We start from the raw sequence: 13,535 nt of genomic DNA on the forward strand, positions 1-13,535 counted from the left end.
ACCACACCTTTGTTCCATACTATACATATCCCTATCCCGAACAGCAAAAGAAGCTCCTTACGGAGCTTCTATTACAGCACGAAATCCGAAATGAAGAGAAAAAAAGGGTTAATCCAGAATCGTTGATTCTGCCCCTTTCCTCATCTCATCTGTTTTACGCGCGGTCTACCAGTTCCAAGTAAACCATTGGCGCAGCGTCACCACGACGAGGTCCCAGTTTCAGGATACGAGTGTATCCACCTGGACGCTCAGCGTAACGAGTAGACAATTCGCTAAACAGTTTTTGGATTGCATCTTGCTCACCATCGATAGTTTCGCGACGAACATAAGCTGCCACTTGGCGACGGGCATGAAGATCTCCCTTTTTCGCTTTAGTGATAATTTTTTCAGCAATAGAACGAACCTCTTTTGCTTTCGCTTCAGTTGTCTGAATACGTTCGTATAAGAACAGGTCGGTTACCAAGTCACGGAACAAAGCTTTACGTGCGCTGGAATTACGGCCCAACTTTTGATATGCCATTGTTTTCCCTCCTTCACTTCAAGTACTCGGCTGTCTATTCTTCTGTACGGAGTCCCAAACCAAGTTCCTCAAGCTTCTCTTGAACTTCTTCCAAAGACTTACGTCCGAGGTTACGGACTTTCATCATGTCTTCTTCCGTTTTCGTAGTCAGCTCTTGCACAGTATTAATACCGGCACGTTTGAGGCAGTTGTAGGAACGAACAGAGAGATCCAGCTCTTCGATCGTCATTTCGAGTACTTTTTCTTTTTTGTCTTCTTCTTTTTCGACCATGATCTCTGCATCTTTCGCTTCGTCTGTAAGACCCACGAAGAGCATCAAATGCTCAGTCAAAATTTTAGCGCCAAGGCTTACAGCCTCTTCAGGACGAATACTTCCATCAGTCCAAACTTCCAACGTGAGCTTGTCATAGTTGGTCACTTGACCGACACGCGTATTTTCCACAGCGTAGTTAACGCGACTGATCGGGGTGAAGATGGAATCGACTGGGATGACGCCGATCGGCTGGTCATCGCGTTTATTCCGATCTGCCTGGACGTAGCCGCGACCGCGATTGGCAAAAATACGCATGTGAAGTCTCGAACCTGGTCCGAGCGTAGCAATGTGTAAATCCGGATTAAGGATTTCCACATCGGAGTCAGCACGGATATCTCCAGCCGTAATTGCTCCTTCGCCTTCAGCATCAATCTCGAGCACTTTCTCCTCATCCGAATGAATCTTAAGCGACAAAGCTTTCAGGTTAAGAATAACCTCCGTAACATCTTCCATTACGCCAGGAACTGTAGCAAATTCATGCAGAACGCCATCGATTTGAACCGAAGACACTGCCGCACCCGGCAGTGACGAGAGCAAGATTCGGCGAAGCGAGTTTCCAAGCGTCGTACCGTATCCGCGCTCAAGCGGTTCTACTACGAATTTCCCATAGGTGCCATCATCGTTGACGTCTACCGTCTCAATTTTCGGCTTTTCGATTTCAATCACTGCAATACCCCTCCTTCAAAACGTCGGTCCTCTATGAAACATTTACCTTCTCTTGCGAAAACATGTAGTAGTATGCCTAAACAACCATTATTAGCAGATTGTGCCGGAAATATACCACACGCAGGGGCAAATCTCATTAGACACGACGACGTTTTGGAGGACGGCATCCGTTATGCGGGACTGGAGTTACGTCTTTGATCAGGTTAACTTCAAGACCAGCAGCTTGCAAAGAGCGGATCGCTGCTTCACGGCCTGCGCCTGGTCCTTTAACCATAACCTCAACGGCTTTCATCCCATGTTCCATTGCAGCTTTGGCAGCAGTCTCAGCAGCCATTTGTGCAGCAAACGGAGTCGATTTACGGGAACCTCTGAATCCGAGGCCGCCTGAGCTTGCCCACGAAATTGCATTTCCGTGAGGATCCGTAATAGTAACGATAGTGTTATTGAAAGTGGAACGGATATGCGCCACGCCAGATTCAATATTCTTACGGTCACGACGTTTAGTACGTACGACTTTTTTCGGTTTAGCCATTTTCTCTTATCCCCCCTTATTATTTTTTCTTGTTCGCTACTGTACGACGAGGACCTTTACGAGTACGAGCATTCGTTTTCGTACGTTGTCCACGAACAGGCAGACCACGACGATGACGAACTCCACGGTAACAACCGATCTCCGTCAAACGTTTAATATTCAAAGAGATTTCTCGACGCAGGTCACCTTCTACTTTGACCTCTTTATCGATACTTTCACGCAATTTGCTGACTTCATCTTCCGTCAAATCACGAACACGAGTGTCCGGATTGATGCCTGTTGTGCTCAGAATTTTCTGGGAAGTCGTTTTACCGATTCCGAAAATATAAGTCAAGGCGATCTCAACGCGCTTATCACGTGGCAAATCCACACCAGCTATACGTGCCATTTTACGCTACACCCCCTTCTTTAACCTTGTTTTTGTTTGTGTTTCGGATTTTCACAGATAACCATAACATTCCCTTTGCGGCGAATGACTTTGCACTTTTCGCAAATCGGCTTGACCGAAGGTCTTACCTTCATGTGAATTACCTCCTCAAAGTTTTGCTAAGCAAAACCCTCTTCGTAAGCATTGACCTTGTTCTACTATTGTAAAACCGGCTTCGAAGCTTTCGCAAGTTTTGCCGGGCAAAACCCGCTTCATAAGCTTCACAGTTCATTGCAACTGTCTACTACTATTTACGGTAAGTTATACGACCTTTTGTTAAATCATAAGGCGACAACTGAACAACTACTTTGTCTCCAGTCAGGATACGGATAAAGTGCATCCGTAGTTTTCCGGAAACGTGAGCGAGAATTTGATGACCGTTCTCAAGCTCAACCTTGAATGTTGCATTCGGTAGCGGTTCGAGAACCGTACCTTCCACTTCAATGACATCTTCCTTGGCCATTAGTCAGTCTCCTTTCTCTTCAGCTTGAATGTTGGTGGATTCCAGAAATGAATGAACCGCATAGCGGAGCTTTCCATTTGTCACCCGACCACACTCGTTTAAACTGTTCACAACCTCGCTGCTAATCATGGGCTGGAGTTCAAGATGAAGAAGACTCTTCTTCTTGGGTTGATCAAACTTCCGTTTGTCTCCATCCGCAATATATACGAACCTACTGTCCGCTATAGCAACAATTACTGCGGCTTGGTCCGCATTGCGGCCTTTACGGATCTTCACAAGTTGACCGAGCTGCGGATTAGACTGATTGTTCATGCCTTATCACCTACGCATTCAGTTTCGTGAAAATTTCCATACCATCTGGTGTAACTGCTACGGTGTGTTCAAAGTGGGCACATAACGTTCCATCAACTGTAACGACAGTCCAGTTATCCTCCAACGTTTTCACATACCGTCTACCTACGTTAACCATCGGCTCTATGGCCAGCACCATGCCCGCTTTAAGCCGTGGTCCCCGATCGGGAAGACCATAGTTCGGAATCTGTGGTTCTTCATGCAGATCCGCGCCTATGCCGTGACCGACATATTCACGAACTACGGAGAACCCTTCATCTTCAATATATTTCTGAATCGCATGAGATATTGTAAACAAGCGAACGTCCGGTTTTACCAGCGCCAGACCTGCGTATAACGAAGCCTCGGTAACGTCCAGAAGACGACGGGCTTCTTCGGAAATACGGCCGACCGGATAAGTCCAGGCGGAATCTCCATGATACCCCTGGTACTGCGCGCCAATGTCAAACGTAACGATATCGCCCTCGTTCAACTTGCGTTTGCCGGGAAATCCATGTACCAACTCTTCATTTACTGAAGCGCACACACTGGCAGGGAAACCGTTATAACCTTTGAAAGACGGCACAGCTCCTTGACTGCGGATGTATTGATCGGCCATATGGTCAAGTTCTCCAGTCGTAATACCGGGAGCGATATGCTCTGCCAAGAGACGATGCGTTTCCGCAACAATTCTCCCTGCTTCCCTCATCAAGCCCAGTTCCGTTTCGGACTTACCAATGATCATCAATTAACCTCTCAGTAAGGACACGATTTCTTGAGAAACTTGATCGATATCCTGTTCTCCGTTCATTTGACGAAGAAGACCTTTAGTCTCATAGAACGTGAGGAGTGGTGCTGTTTTGTTGATATACTCGTCCAGTCGAGTACCTACACTCTCTTCATTATCATCAGAGCGTTGATACAACTCACCGGCGCATTTATCACAAATACCTTCCTGCTTAGGCGGATTGAATACCACATGATAAGTGGAACCACAGTTCTTACAAATTCGACGACCCGTCAAACGAGCCAGCAATTTGTTGCGATCCACTTTCAGGTTGATTACATGATCGAGACCTGAGTTCAATCGATCCAGAATGCCATCAAGCGCTTCTGCTTGCGAAAGAGTTCTTGGAAATCCGTCCAAGAGGAAACCTTCTCTGCAGTCAGGCTGCTGCAAACGTTCTTCAACGATGCCAATGGTTACATCATCTGGTACAAGCAATCCTTGATCCATATATTCCTTGGCTTTCATGCCAATGGGAGTTCCCTGTTTGATCGCGAGACGAAATGCATCGCCTGTTGAAATATGGGGAATACCGAACTCTTTCACGATGACGTCTGCTTGCGTTCCTTTTCCTGCCCCCGGAGGGCCCATGAATAGGATGTTCACGTTATGTCACTCCCTCCAAGACTACCCTACATCAACAAACAGCACAATAGGTGCCGGCAAGTAAATCTTAGCTTGACCGGTACCTATTGCCTATTTATTGATAAAACCTTTGTAGTGGCGTTTGATCAATTGGCTTTCGATTTGCTTCATCGTATCCAGCGCAACACCGATAACGATCAGGAGGGATGTTCCTCCAATTTGCGCAGATTGAGGCAAACCAGAAAGTGCCCCTAAGAATACAGGCAGAACGGAAATGACTGCCAAGAAGATGGCTCCGGCCATTGTCAAACGAGTCATGACACGGGTCAGATATTTCTCGGTTGCTTTACCCGGACGAATGCCTGGGATGTAACCGCCGTTCTTTTTCATATTATCAGCCATCTGCTGTGGATTCATCTGTACGAAAGTATAGAAGAATGTGAAACCGAAGATCATCACGACATACAGCAACATACCCAGAGGTTTGTGTGTAGTCAGGTTCTGTCCGATCCACTGTGCCCAAAGGCGATCTGCCCAGAAGTTGGCGATAATCGTTGGGAACATCAACAGCGATGATGCGAAGATGACAGGGATAACACCTGCTGCATTAATTTTCAGCGGGATATGTGTATTCTGTCCACCGTACATTTTGTTACCTACGACACGTTTAGCGTACTGTACCGGAATTTTCCGAATCGCCTGCTGAATGTAAATGACCCCTATGATGATCAGCACAATAACAATTGCGATGATTACACCTTTAAGAATATTCATAAACAGTTGGTCAGGTTGAATGAAGTCGGATTCGATTGTTTGTTTGATAATGTTAGGCACCGTAGATAGGATACCCGCAAAGATCAAGATCGAAATCCCGTTTCCTATGCCCTTCTCGGTGATCTGCTCACCAAGCCACATCAGGAATGAAGTACCGGCCGTAAGTACAATCGCGATCAAGATATAATCTGCAAAAGTAGCGTTAGGAATCATGTCTGTATTGTACAAGCGGTTGAATCCGATCGACGTACCAAACGCTTGAATCAATGCCAGGCCAATGGTTAAATAACGGGTCAATTGTGCAGATTTCTTCTTACCTTGTTCACCTTGCTTTGCCCACTCCGCTAATTTAGGAATAACGTCCATGGAAAGCAACTGTACTATGATAGACGCAGTGATGTAAGGCACGATCCCGAGCGCAAATATCGAGAACTGGAAGAGCGCTCCACCCGAGAACGTATTTAGAAGTCCAAAAACTTCTTTACCCGCAGAATTTGTCGCTTCGAACACGTCTTTGTTAACTCCCGGTACGGGAACAAAGGATCCGATGCGGTAAATGATCAGTACAAAAAGGGTAAATAATACCCTTTTGCGCAGATCTTCAACCCGCCAGATATTCTTTAGGGTCTTGAACATTAAATCACCTCAGTTGTACCGCCGGCAGCTTCAATTTTCTCAATAGCAGATTGAGAAAACTTGTTAGCTTTAACAGTCAGCTTCACAGTGACATCACCGTTACCCAGGATTTTGATTCCGGATTTAGCGTTTTTAACTACGCCGTTCGTCATCAAGAATTCTGGAGTTACTTCAGTACCCGCAGCAAAACTGTTCAGGTCTTCAGTATTCACAACTGCATATTCTTTGCGAGTTGGGTTTACAAAACCACGTTTTGGCAAGCGACGATACAATGGATTTTGTCCACCTTCGAAGCCTGGACGTACTCCACCGCCAGAACGAGCGTTTTGTCCTTTGTGACCGCGACCTGATGTTTTACCTGTACCACTACTTGGACCGCGACCAAGACGTTTACGTTCTTTGCGGGATCCAGGAGATGGTGAAAGCTCATGTAACTTCATCGTTCGTTGCACCTCCTTAAAGATTTGTGGGATTAACCCGTTTTTAAGCTTCTACTTCTTTAACAGCAACCAAGTGGCTTACTTTGTTAATCATACCACGGATGGCAGGATTATCGTTTTGTACCACTTTGCTATTGATTTTGCGCAAGCCCAATGTTTTCACAGTTGTTCTTTGCGTCTCCGGACGTCCGATCAAGCTGCGGACGAGGGTAATTTCTAATTTCGCCATGAGAATTCCCTCCTTAACCCAGAAGCTCTTCGACGGATTTTCCGCGTAGTTTAGCCACGTCTTCAGCACGCTTCAAACGGGACAAACCTTCCAAAGTCGCATTGACCATGTTCATGGAATTCGAAGAACCCAGAGATTTTGTCAAAATGTCACCTACACCAGCAAGTTCGAGAACCGCACGTACAGGACCACCAGCGATAACACCAGTACCTTCAGATGCTGGTTTCAACAGAACGCGTCCTGCGCCGAACTTACCTGTTACCAAGTGAGGAATCGATGTTCCTACGAGTGGAACGTGTACAAGGTTTTTCTTAGCGTCTTCAATACCTTTGCGAATTGCATCAGGTACTTCGCCCGCTTTACCGATACCAGCTCCAACCCAGCCGTTGCCGTCGCCGACTACAACCAGTGCGCTAAAGCTGAAACGGCGTCCGCCTTTTACTACTTTAGCTACGCGATTAATATTTACAACTCTTTCAGTCAGTTCCAAAGTATTCGGATCTACACGCAAGTCGTTAACCTCCTTTTGAAAAATATCTTAAAACTCAAGTCCTGCTTCACGAGCCGCTTCAGCCAAAGCTGCGATACGACCATGGTACAGATAACCGCTACGGTCAAATACGATGTTGGAAACACCTTTGTCTTTCGCTCGTTTAGCAACGAGTTCGCCGACTTTACGAGCTGATTCAACAGATGCACCATTTTTGATGTCAGTGCTCAATTCTTTGTCTACGGTAGACGCGGAAGCGATTGTTACACCAGCAACATCATCGATAATTTGAGCATACATATGTTTACCAGAACGGAATACGTTCAAACGAGGACGTGCTGCCGTTCCTTGGATTTTCTTACGAACACGAAGGTGTCTTTTCAGACGAGCCTTATTTTTATCTGGTTTCGTAATCATCTCAAAGATTCACTCCTTTCAGGTTACCTCGCTGGCTTCAAAGCAGAAGCCACGGGGTATATTAGAAACACACGAAGCAAGCAAGCCGAAAGCCGCGCAAAGGCGGTAAGAGAAATCTTATTTCTTCTTACCGGCTTTACCTTCCTTACGGATGATACGCTCGCCTTCATATTTGATACCTTTACCTTTGTACGGCTCAGGTTCACGAACGGAACGGATTTTAGCAGCGTAAGCACCTACACGCTCTTTATCGATTCCGCGAACGATGATTTTCGTATTCGAAGGTACTTCGAATTCGATTCCCGCTTCCGGTGTAATTTCAACCGGGTGAGAGTAGCCAACGTTCAGAACGATTTTATCTCCGGATTTGCTTGCACGATATCCGACCCCAACCAATTCCAGAGATTTTGCGAATCCTTCAGTAACGCCGCTCACCATATTGTTTACAACGCTACGCGTTGTGCCGTGCAAAGAACGGTGAGTTTTGTTATCGGAAGGACGCACAACTGTGATTTCGTTATTTTCAACTGTAACCTTCATGTCTTTATGAAGCTCACGAGTCAAAGTTCCTTTTGGTCCTTTTACCGTAATAACGGTGTTGTCCAGGGTGATGTCTACACCACTTGGTACTGTGATTGGTTTGCGACCAATACGAGACATATGTTGCACCTCCTATCTTGTGACGTTATATTACCAAACGTAGCAAACGACTTCTCCGCCGGATTTCGATTGACGAGCTTCTTTGTCCGTCATGATACCTTTAGATGTCGAGATAATCGCGATTCCCAGGCCACCAAGTACACGAGGTACTTCGTTGCTTTTCGTGTAAACACGAAGACCAGGTTTACTGATTCTTTTCAGACCAGTGATAACGCGCTCGTTATTTTGACCGTATTTCAGGAAAACACGGATAATCCCTTGTTTGTTATCATCGATAACTTCAGCGTCACGGATGAAACCTTCACGCTTCAGGATATCGGCGATTTGTTTTTTCATTGTCGAAGCAGGCATTTCTACTGTTTCGTGACGAACAGTGTTCGCGTTACGAATACGAGTAAGCATATCTGCAATTGGATCAGACATAGTCATTGTGAGTTAACCTCCTTCCCGTTCAGGACTTTTTACCAGCTTGCTTTTTTCACGCCAGGGATCTGGCCTTTATAAGCTAATTCACGGAAACAAATTCTGCAAATTTTGAACTTTTGCAGGACCGAATGTGGACGTCCGCAACGCTCACAGCGTGTATATGCACGTACTTTAAACTTTGGTGTACGTTGTTGTTTAACTTTCATCGAAGTTTTTGCCACTTAGCCTGACACCTCCTAAATAATTTCGGAGAAAAGGGAGTCTTTCCAGACACCCGGAAACGTTATGCCAACATTACTTAACGAAAGGCATTCCCATTTGCGTAAGCAATTCACGGGACTCTTCGTCTGTTTTCGCCGTTGTTACAATGACAATATCCATACCGCGGACTTTATCAACTTTATCGTATTCGATCTCCGGGAAGATCAATTGCTCTTTCAGACCCAGTGTATAGTTACCACGTCCATCGAAAGCATTGCTCGATACACCACGGAAGTCGCGGACACGAGGAAGCGTTACGTTGAGCAGCTTATCTAGGAAGAAGTACATACGCTCACCGCGTAATGTAACTTTCGCACCAATAGGCATATTCTCACGCAGTTTGAAACCTGCGATAGATTTTTTAGCACGAGTGATTACAGGTTTTTGACCTGCGATCAGTTGCAAATCGTTTACTGCGGAATCCAACACTTTAGAGTTTTGGACAGCGTCGCCCACACCCATGTTGATAACGATTTTCTCGATTTTCGGCACTTGCATTACCGTTGTATAGTTGAACTTCTGCATCAAAGCAGGAGCGATTTCTTGCAGGTAACGTTCTTTCATTCTTGATGCCATGAATCATAGCCCTCCTTTCTCATTCGGTTCAATTAGTCGATAATTTCTCCGGAACGTTTAGCAACGCGCACTTTCTTACCGTTATCCAAAACTTTGTAACCTACACGGGTTACTTTTCCGCTCTTCGGATCGATGTGCATTACGTTGGAAACGTGAATCGGAGCTTCCTTCTCGATAATGCCTCCTTGCGGATTTTGCTGGTTAGGCTTCTGGTGTTTTTTCACCATGTTAACACCTTCCACAAGGACGCGGTTCTCACGAGGATAAGCAGCGATGACACGGCCTTTTTTACCTTTGTCTTTACCGCTGATCACCATAACCGTATCTTCCTTTTTAACGTGAAGTTTGTTGTTATGGGATTCCAGAACTTTTTTCACTCTTGGCATTTCGTACACCTCCTGTTTCTAACATCACGAGATTAAGCTTTAGATAACTTCTGGAGCCAAGGAAACGATTTTCATGAAGTCTTTGTCGCGAAGTTCACGAGCAACAGGTCCGAAAATACGTGTTCCACGTGGGCTTTTGTCGTCTTTTACAACAACTGCTGCATTTTCATCAAAACCGATGTAGGAACCGTCTTTACGACGTATAGAACGTTTCGTACGAACGACAACCGCTCTGACTACATCACCTTTTTTGACAACGCCGCCTGGTGTTGCTTGTTTTACAGAACAAACGATCAAATCACCAATTTGAGCTGTACGACGTCCCGTACCGCCGAGTACGCGGATACACATCAGTTCCTTCGCACCGGAGTTGTCAGCCACAGTCAAACGTGTAAATGGTTGGATCATTTAGTATTCCTCCTTTCAGCTATGCTGCTGATGCATTAGATGATAACCGCTTTTTCTACGATTTCAGTAAGTCTCCAGCGTTTATCTTTCGAAAGCGGACGAGTCTCCATGATTTTCACCGTGTCACCGATTTTCGCAGTGTTTTCTTCGTCATGTGCTTTGAATTTTTTAGTAACCTTAATGCGTTTATGGTACAAGTTGTGTTTTTTGTAAGTTTCTACAGCAACAACAATCGTTTTGTCCATTTTATCGCTGACCACTTTACCGGTTTGCACTTTACGTGCGTTACGTTCTTCGCTCATTGTTGGCCTCCTTCCTGATTACGGACGGATTGTCCATCCTATCCCTAATTAACCGATTCCCAATTCTCTTTCACGGATAATGGTTTTAGCACGAGCTATTTCTTTCCGCACATCACGGATGCGAGTCGGGTTATCCAGCTGACCGGTAGCTAATTGAAAGCGGAGGTTAAAGAGTTCTTCTTTAAATCCGGCAATCTTTTGCTCGATTTCAGCAGAGGTTAGGTTGCGAAATTCACTAGCTTTCATTTGCTTCACCACCCACTTCTTCACGTTTCACGAACTTCGTTTTGATTGGCAGTTTGTGAGCGGCAAGACGCATTGCTTCGCGTGCAACATCCTCCGGTACACCAGCAAGTTCAAACATGATCTTACCAGGTTTCACTACTGCAACCCATTTTTCCACGTTACCTTTACCGCTACCCATCCGAACTTCGAGAGGCTTTTGAGTAACTGGTTTGTCAGGGAAAATTTTGATCCAAACTTTACCACCACGTTTGATATAACGTGTCATTGCAATACGAGCCGCTTCAATCTGACGGTTCGTAATCCAAGCCGGTTCCGTAGCTTGAAGACCATATTCGCCGAAGTTCAAAGTTGTTCCGCCTTTAGCTTGGCCTTTCATATGTCCACGTTGTTGCTTACGGTGTTTTACGCGTTTTGGTACCAACATGATTAGTTGCCTCCTTCCTTAGCTGCTTGTTTCTTAGCCGTAGGAAGAACCTCTCCACGATAGATCCATACTTTTACGCCGATAAGTCCGTAAGTAGTATGAGCCTCTGCTGTACCATAATCGATGTCAGCACGCAGTGTGTGCAGTGGAACAGTTCCTTCGCTGTAGCCTTCAGAACGTGCAATCTCAGCGCCGCCAAGACGTCCGCCTACTTGAGTTTTAATACCTTTTGCTCCAGAGCGCATAGTTCTTTGAATTGCTTGTTTCAAAGCACGACGGAAAGAAACACGACGTTCCAATTGTTGTGCAATGCTTTCAGCTACAAGGACAGCGTCCAGATCTTGGTTCTTAATCTCAGAGATATTGATGTGTACTTTTTTACCGCCAGCAATTTTCGTAATTTGGTTACGAAGATTTTCAACTTCCGAACCACCTTTACCAATAACCATACCTGGTTTAGCAGTGTGAATCGTTACGTTTACGCGGTTAGCCGCTCTCTCAATTTCCACACGAGATAAAGCGGAGTCTTTCAATTTATTTTTCAGGAATTCACGAATTCTCACGTCTTCCATCAAAAGATCACCGAAGTCTTTGCCTGCATACCACTTAGATTCCCAGTCACGGATAATTCCGACACGGAGTCCGACTGGATTTACCTTTTGGCCCACACATTTCCCCTCCTTCTACTTCTCAGATACCACCAAAGTGATGTGGCTAGTACGTTTGTTAATACGACTTGCACGTCCCATTGCACGAGGGCGGAAACGTTTCATTGTCGGTCCTTGGTTCACGTAAGCTTGCGAGATAACCAAGTTATTAACATCCAAAGAATAGTTATGTTCCGCATTCGCAATAGCGGAGTTAAGCAACTTCTCAACGATAGGAGAAGCGGATTTCGGAGTGTGACGGAGAATGGCAACCGCCTCACCTACTTGCTTGCCGCGAATCAAGTCAACAACGAGTTGAACTTTACGAGGAGCAATCCGAATAAACTTAGCATGTGCTTTTGCTTCCATTGTGTAACCTCCTCTCAAACATTAAAGATGTTCATTTATCTTCTTGTTTTCTTATCATCATCAGTATGGCCTTTGTACGTACGGGTTGGAGCGAACTCACCCAGTTTGTGTCCGACCATGTCCTCAGTTACATACACTGGCACGTGCTTACGACCATCGTAAACGCCAAATGTGTGTCCGATGAATTGTGGGAAAATTGTAGAACGACGGGACCAGGTTTTGATTACGTTCTTCTTACCTGAAGCTTCCATCTCTTCTACCTTTTTGAGCATGTAGCCATCAATGAATGGCCCTTTTTTCAAACTGCGACCCATGTGGAGATCCTCCCTTCAAACGTAGCTATTATGCATCCGCAGATGCCTCACGAAGTTATGCACAGTGTGTATTACTTCGTGCGGCGGCGAATGATGTATTTATCAGAAGCTTTATTTTTCTTACGCGTTTTGTAACCAAGAGTAGGTTTACCCCATGGTGACATTGGCGATTTACGTCCGATTGGAGCACGACCTTCACCACCACCGTGTGGGTGATCGTTAGGGTTCATTACTACACCACGAACCTCAGGACGTTTACCCAACCAACGGCTACGACCGGCTTTACCGATTTTGATGAGCTCGTGGTCTTGGTTACCAACAGATCCGATTGTTGCGCGGCAAACTTTCAAAATACGACGAACTTCTCCGGAAGAGAGACGAACGGAAACGTATTTTTCTTCTTTACCAAGCAATTGTGCTTCTGTACCAGCAGCACGAACCAATTGTCCGCCTTTACCTGGTTTCAATTCGATATTGTGGATAACGGTACCTACTGGAATGTTTTCGAGTGGCAGAGCGTTACCGATTTTGATGTCTGATTCAGGTCCGGAGAACACTTGATCTCCAACTTTCAAACCTTTAGGAGCGATGATGTAACGTTTCTCACCATCAGCATAGTGAATCAGAGCGATATTAGATGTACGGTTCGGGTCATACTCAATCGTAGCAACGCGGCCCGGTATTCCATCTTTAGTACGTTTGAAGTCGATGATACGGTATTTACGTTTGTGTCCACCACCATGGTGACGAACTGTAATTTTACCTTGGTTGTTGCGGCCTGCTTGTTTGCTCAACGGGGCCAACAACGATTTCTCCGGCTGATTTGTGGTGATTTCCTCAAATGTAGAAACGGACATGTTCCGTCTTGCCGGGGATGTTGGTTTATACTTTTTGATTGGCACTGGGT

27 protein-coding genes are annotated in these 13,535 nt (G+C 45.5%); all 27 read right to left on the reverse strand.

The window, feature by feature from the left end; all coding sequences use genetic code 11:
• Positions 1–154: 154 nt before the first annotated feature.
• The gene (rplQ, locus tag MHI06_RS26050; protein ID WP_105406981.1) at positions 155–520 is read right to left on the reverse strand and encodes a 50S ribosomal protein L17; all 366 of its coding nucleotides are present in this window, start codon (positions 518–520) and stop codon (positions 155–157) included.
• Positions 521–554: 34 nt separating this feature from the next.
• A complete protein-coding gene (locus tag MHI06_RS26055; protein WP_017692101.1) occupies positions 555–1,499 on the reverse strand; it encodes a DNA-directed RNA polymerase subunit alpha in 945 nt (314 codons plus the stop codon).
• A gap of 136 nt (positions 1,500–1,635) precedes the next feature.
• On the reverse strand, positions 1,636–2,031 hold the full coding sequence (gene rpsK, locus MHI06_RS26060; protein WP_017692100.1) for a 30S ribosomal protein S11: 396 nt from the start codon (positions 2,029–2,031) through the stop codon (positions 1,636–1,638).
• Positions 2,032–2,050: 19 nt separating this feature from the next.
• The gene (gene rpsM / locus MHI06_RS26065; RefSeq protein WP_062329455.1) at positions 2,051–2,419 is read right to left on the reverse strand and encodes a 30S ribosomal protein S13; all 369 of its coding nucleotides are present in this window, start codon (positions 2,417–2,419) and stop codon (positions 2,051–2,053) included.
• Between the two features lie 20 nt (positions 2,420–2,439).
• Positions 2,440–2,553, reverse strand: coding sequence for a 50S ribosomal protein L36 (gene rpmJ / locus MHI06_RS26070; protein ID WP_003333770.1), 114 nt, complete (start codon positions 2,551–2,553; stop codon positions 2,440–2,442).
• A 152-nt stretch (positions 2,554–2,705) separates the two neighbouring features.
• Complete coding sequence (gene infA / locus MHI06_RS26075) at positions 2,706–2,921, reverse strand: translation initiation factor IF-1 (protein ID WP_017692098.1); 216 nt, start codon at positions 2,919–2,921, stop codon at positions 2,706–2,708.
• A 3-nt stretch (positions 2,922–2,924) separates the two neighbouring features.
• The gene (locus MHI06_RS26080) at positions 2,925–3,233 is read right to left on the reverse strand and encodes a KOW domain-containing RNA-binding protein (RefSeq protein ID WP_105406980.1); all 309 of its coding nucleotides are present in this window, start codon (positions 3,231–3,233) and stop codon (positions 2,925–2,927) included.
• 10 nt (positions 3,234–3,243) lie between these two features.
• Positions 3,244–3,996 (reverse strand): type I methionyl aminopeptidase, encoded by a 753-nt coding sequence (map, locus tag MHI06_RS26085; protein WP_062836189.1) that lies wholly within the window; start codon positions 3,994–3,996, stop codon positions 3,244–3,246.
• A 3-nt stretch (positions 3,997–3,999) separates the two neighbouring features.
• Entirely contained in the window at positions 4,000–4,644 is a 645-nt protein-coding gene (locus MHI06_RS26090) for an adenylate kinase (protein ID WP_036607188.1), read from the reverse strand.
• 90 nt (positions 4,645–4,734) lie between these two features.
• Complete coding sequence (gene secY, locus MHI06_RS26095; protein ID WP_169483048.1) at positions 4,735–6,033, reverse strand: preprotein translocase subunit SecY; 1,299 nt, start codon at positions 6,031–6,033, stop codon at positions 4,735–4,737.
• Complete coding sequence (rplO, locus tag MHI06_RS26100; protein ID WP_062836188.1) at positions 6,033–6,473, reverse strand: 50S ribosomal protein L15; 441 nt, start codon at positions 6,471–6,473, stop codon at positions 6,033–6,035. The genes secY and rplO overlap by 1 nt, the downstream gene beginning before the upstream one ends.
• A 43-nt stretch (positions 6,474–6,516) precedes the next feature.
• Complete coding sequence (gene rpmD, locus MHI06_RS26105; protein ID WP_017692092.1) at positions 6,517–6,702, reverse strand: 50S ribosomal protein L30; 186 nt, start codon at positions 6,700–6,702, stop codon at positions 6,517–6,519.
• A gap of 13 nt (positions 6,703–6,715) precedes the next feature.
• Complete coding sequence (gene rpsE / locus MHI06_RS26110; RefSeq protein WP_017692091.1) at positions 6,716–7,213, reverse strand: 30S ribosomal protein S5; 498 nt, start codon at positions 7,211–7,213, stop codon at positions 6,716–6,718.
• A 27-nt stretch (positions 7,214–7,240) separates the two neighbouring features.
• Positions 7,241–7,609, reverse strand: coding sequence for a 50S ribosomal protein L18 (gene rplR, locus MHI06_RS26115; protein ID WP_017692090.1), 369 nt, complete (start codon positions 7,607–7,609; stop codon positions 7,241–7,243).
• A gap of 117 nt (positions 7,610–7,726) precedes the next feature.
• The gene (gene rplF / locus MHI06_RS26120; protein WP_017692089.1) at positions 7,727–8,269 is read right to left on the reverse strand and encodes a 50S ribosomal protein L6; all 543 of its coding nucleotides are present in this window, start codon (positions 8,267–8,269) and stop codon (positions 7,727–7,729) included.
• A gap of 30 nt (positions 8,270–8,299) precedes the next feature.
• Positions 8,300–8,698, reverse strand: coding sequence for a 30S ribosomal protein S8 (gene rpsH / locus MHI06_RS26125; RefSeq protein ID WP_017692088.1), 399 nt, complete (start codon positions 8,696–8,698; stop codon positions 8,300–8,302).
• Positions 8,699–8,730: 32 nt separating this feature from the next.
• Positions 8,731–8,916, reverse strand: a complete 186-nt coding sequence (locus MHI06_RS26130) for a type Z 30S ribosomal protein S14 (protein ID WP_013312154.1) — start codon at positions 8,914–8,916, stop codon at positions 8,731–8,733.
• A 73-nt stretch (positions 8,917–8,989) separates the two neighbouring features.
• Positions 8,990–9,532 carry a 50S ribosomal protein L5 gene (gene rplE, locus MHI06_RS26135; protein ID WP_017692087.1) on the reverse strand — a complete coding sequence of 181 codons (543 nt, stop codon included), beginning with the start codon at positions 9,530–9,532 and terminating at the stop codon, positions 8,990–8,992.
• Between the two features lie 32 nt (positions 9,533–9,564).
• Complete coding sequence (gene rplX, locus MHI06_RS26140) at positions 9,565–9,918, reverse strand: 50S ribosomal protein L24 (RefSeq protein WP_017692086.1); 354 nt, start codon at positions 9,916–9,918, stop codon at positions 9,565–9,567.
• A gap of 39 nt (positions 9,919–9,957) precedes the next feature.
• On the reverse strand, positions 9,958–10,326 hold the full coding sequence (rplN, locus tag MHI06_RS26145) for a 50S ribosomal protein L14 (protein WP_169483047.1): 369 nt from the start codon (positions 10,324–10,326) through the stop codon (positions 9,958–9,960).
• A 35-nt stretch (positions 10,327–10,361) separates the two neighbouring features.
• On the reverse strand, positions 10,362–10,628 hold the full coding sequence (rpsQ, locus tag MHI06_RS26150; protein WP_017692084.1) for a 30S ribosomal protein S17: 267 nt from the start codon (positions 10,626–10,628) through the stop codon (positions 10,362–10,364).
• 48 nt (positions 10,629–10,676) lie between these two features.
• Positions 10,677–10,874: a 50S ribosomal protein L29 gene (rpmC, locus tag MHI06_RS26155; RefSeq protein WP_017692083.1), complete on the reverse strand. Its 198-nt coding sequence runs from the start codon at positions 10,872–10,874 to the stop codon at positions 10,677–10,679.
• Positions 10,864–11,298 (reverse strand): 50S ribosomal protein L16, encoded by a 435-nt coding sequence (gene rplP / locus MHI06_RS26160; RefSeq protein ID WP_169483046.1) that lies wholly within the window; start codon positions 11,296–11,298, stop codon positions 10,864–10,866. Before rplP ends, rpmC begins: the two co-directional genes overlap by 11 nt.
• A gap of 2 nt (positions 11,299–11,300) precedes the next feature.
• On the reverse strand, positions 11,301–11,966 hold the full coding sequence (rpsC, locus tag MHI06_RS26165) for a 30S ribosomal protein S3 (protein WP_036607182.1): 666 nt from the start codon (positions 11,964–11,966) through the stop codon (positions 11,301–11,303).
• 15 nt (positions 11,967–11,981) lie between these two features.
• Positions 11,982–12,314 (reverse strand): 50S ribosomal protein L22, encoded by a 333-nt coding sequence (gene rplV / locus MHI06_RS26170; protein WP_024633583.1) that lies wholly within the window; start codon positions 12,312–12,314, stop codon positions 11,982–11,984.
• A 35-nt stretch (positions 12,315–12,349) separates the two neighbouring features.
• Positions 12,350–12,628, reverse strand: coding sequence for a 30S ribosomal protein S19 (rpsS, locus tag MHI06_RS26175; protein WP_062836183.1), 279 nt, complete (start codon positions 12,626–12,628; stop codon positions 12,350–12,352).
• A gap of 71 nt (positions 12,629–12,699) precedes the next feature.
• Complete coding sequence (rplB, locus tag MHI06_RS26180) at positions 12,700–13,530, reverse strand: 50S ribosomal protein L2 (RefSeq protein WP_017692078.1); 831 nt, start codon at positions 13,528–13,530, stop codon at positions 12,700–12,702.
• Between the last annotated feature and the right edge of the window lie 5 nt (positions 13,531–13,535).

This window comes from Paenibacillus sp. FSL H8-0079 (genome assembly GCF_037991315.1).
Lineage (GTDB): Bacteria > Bacillota > Bacilli > Paenibacillales > Paenibacillaceae > Paenibacillus.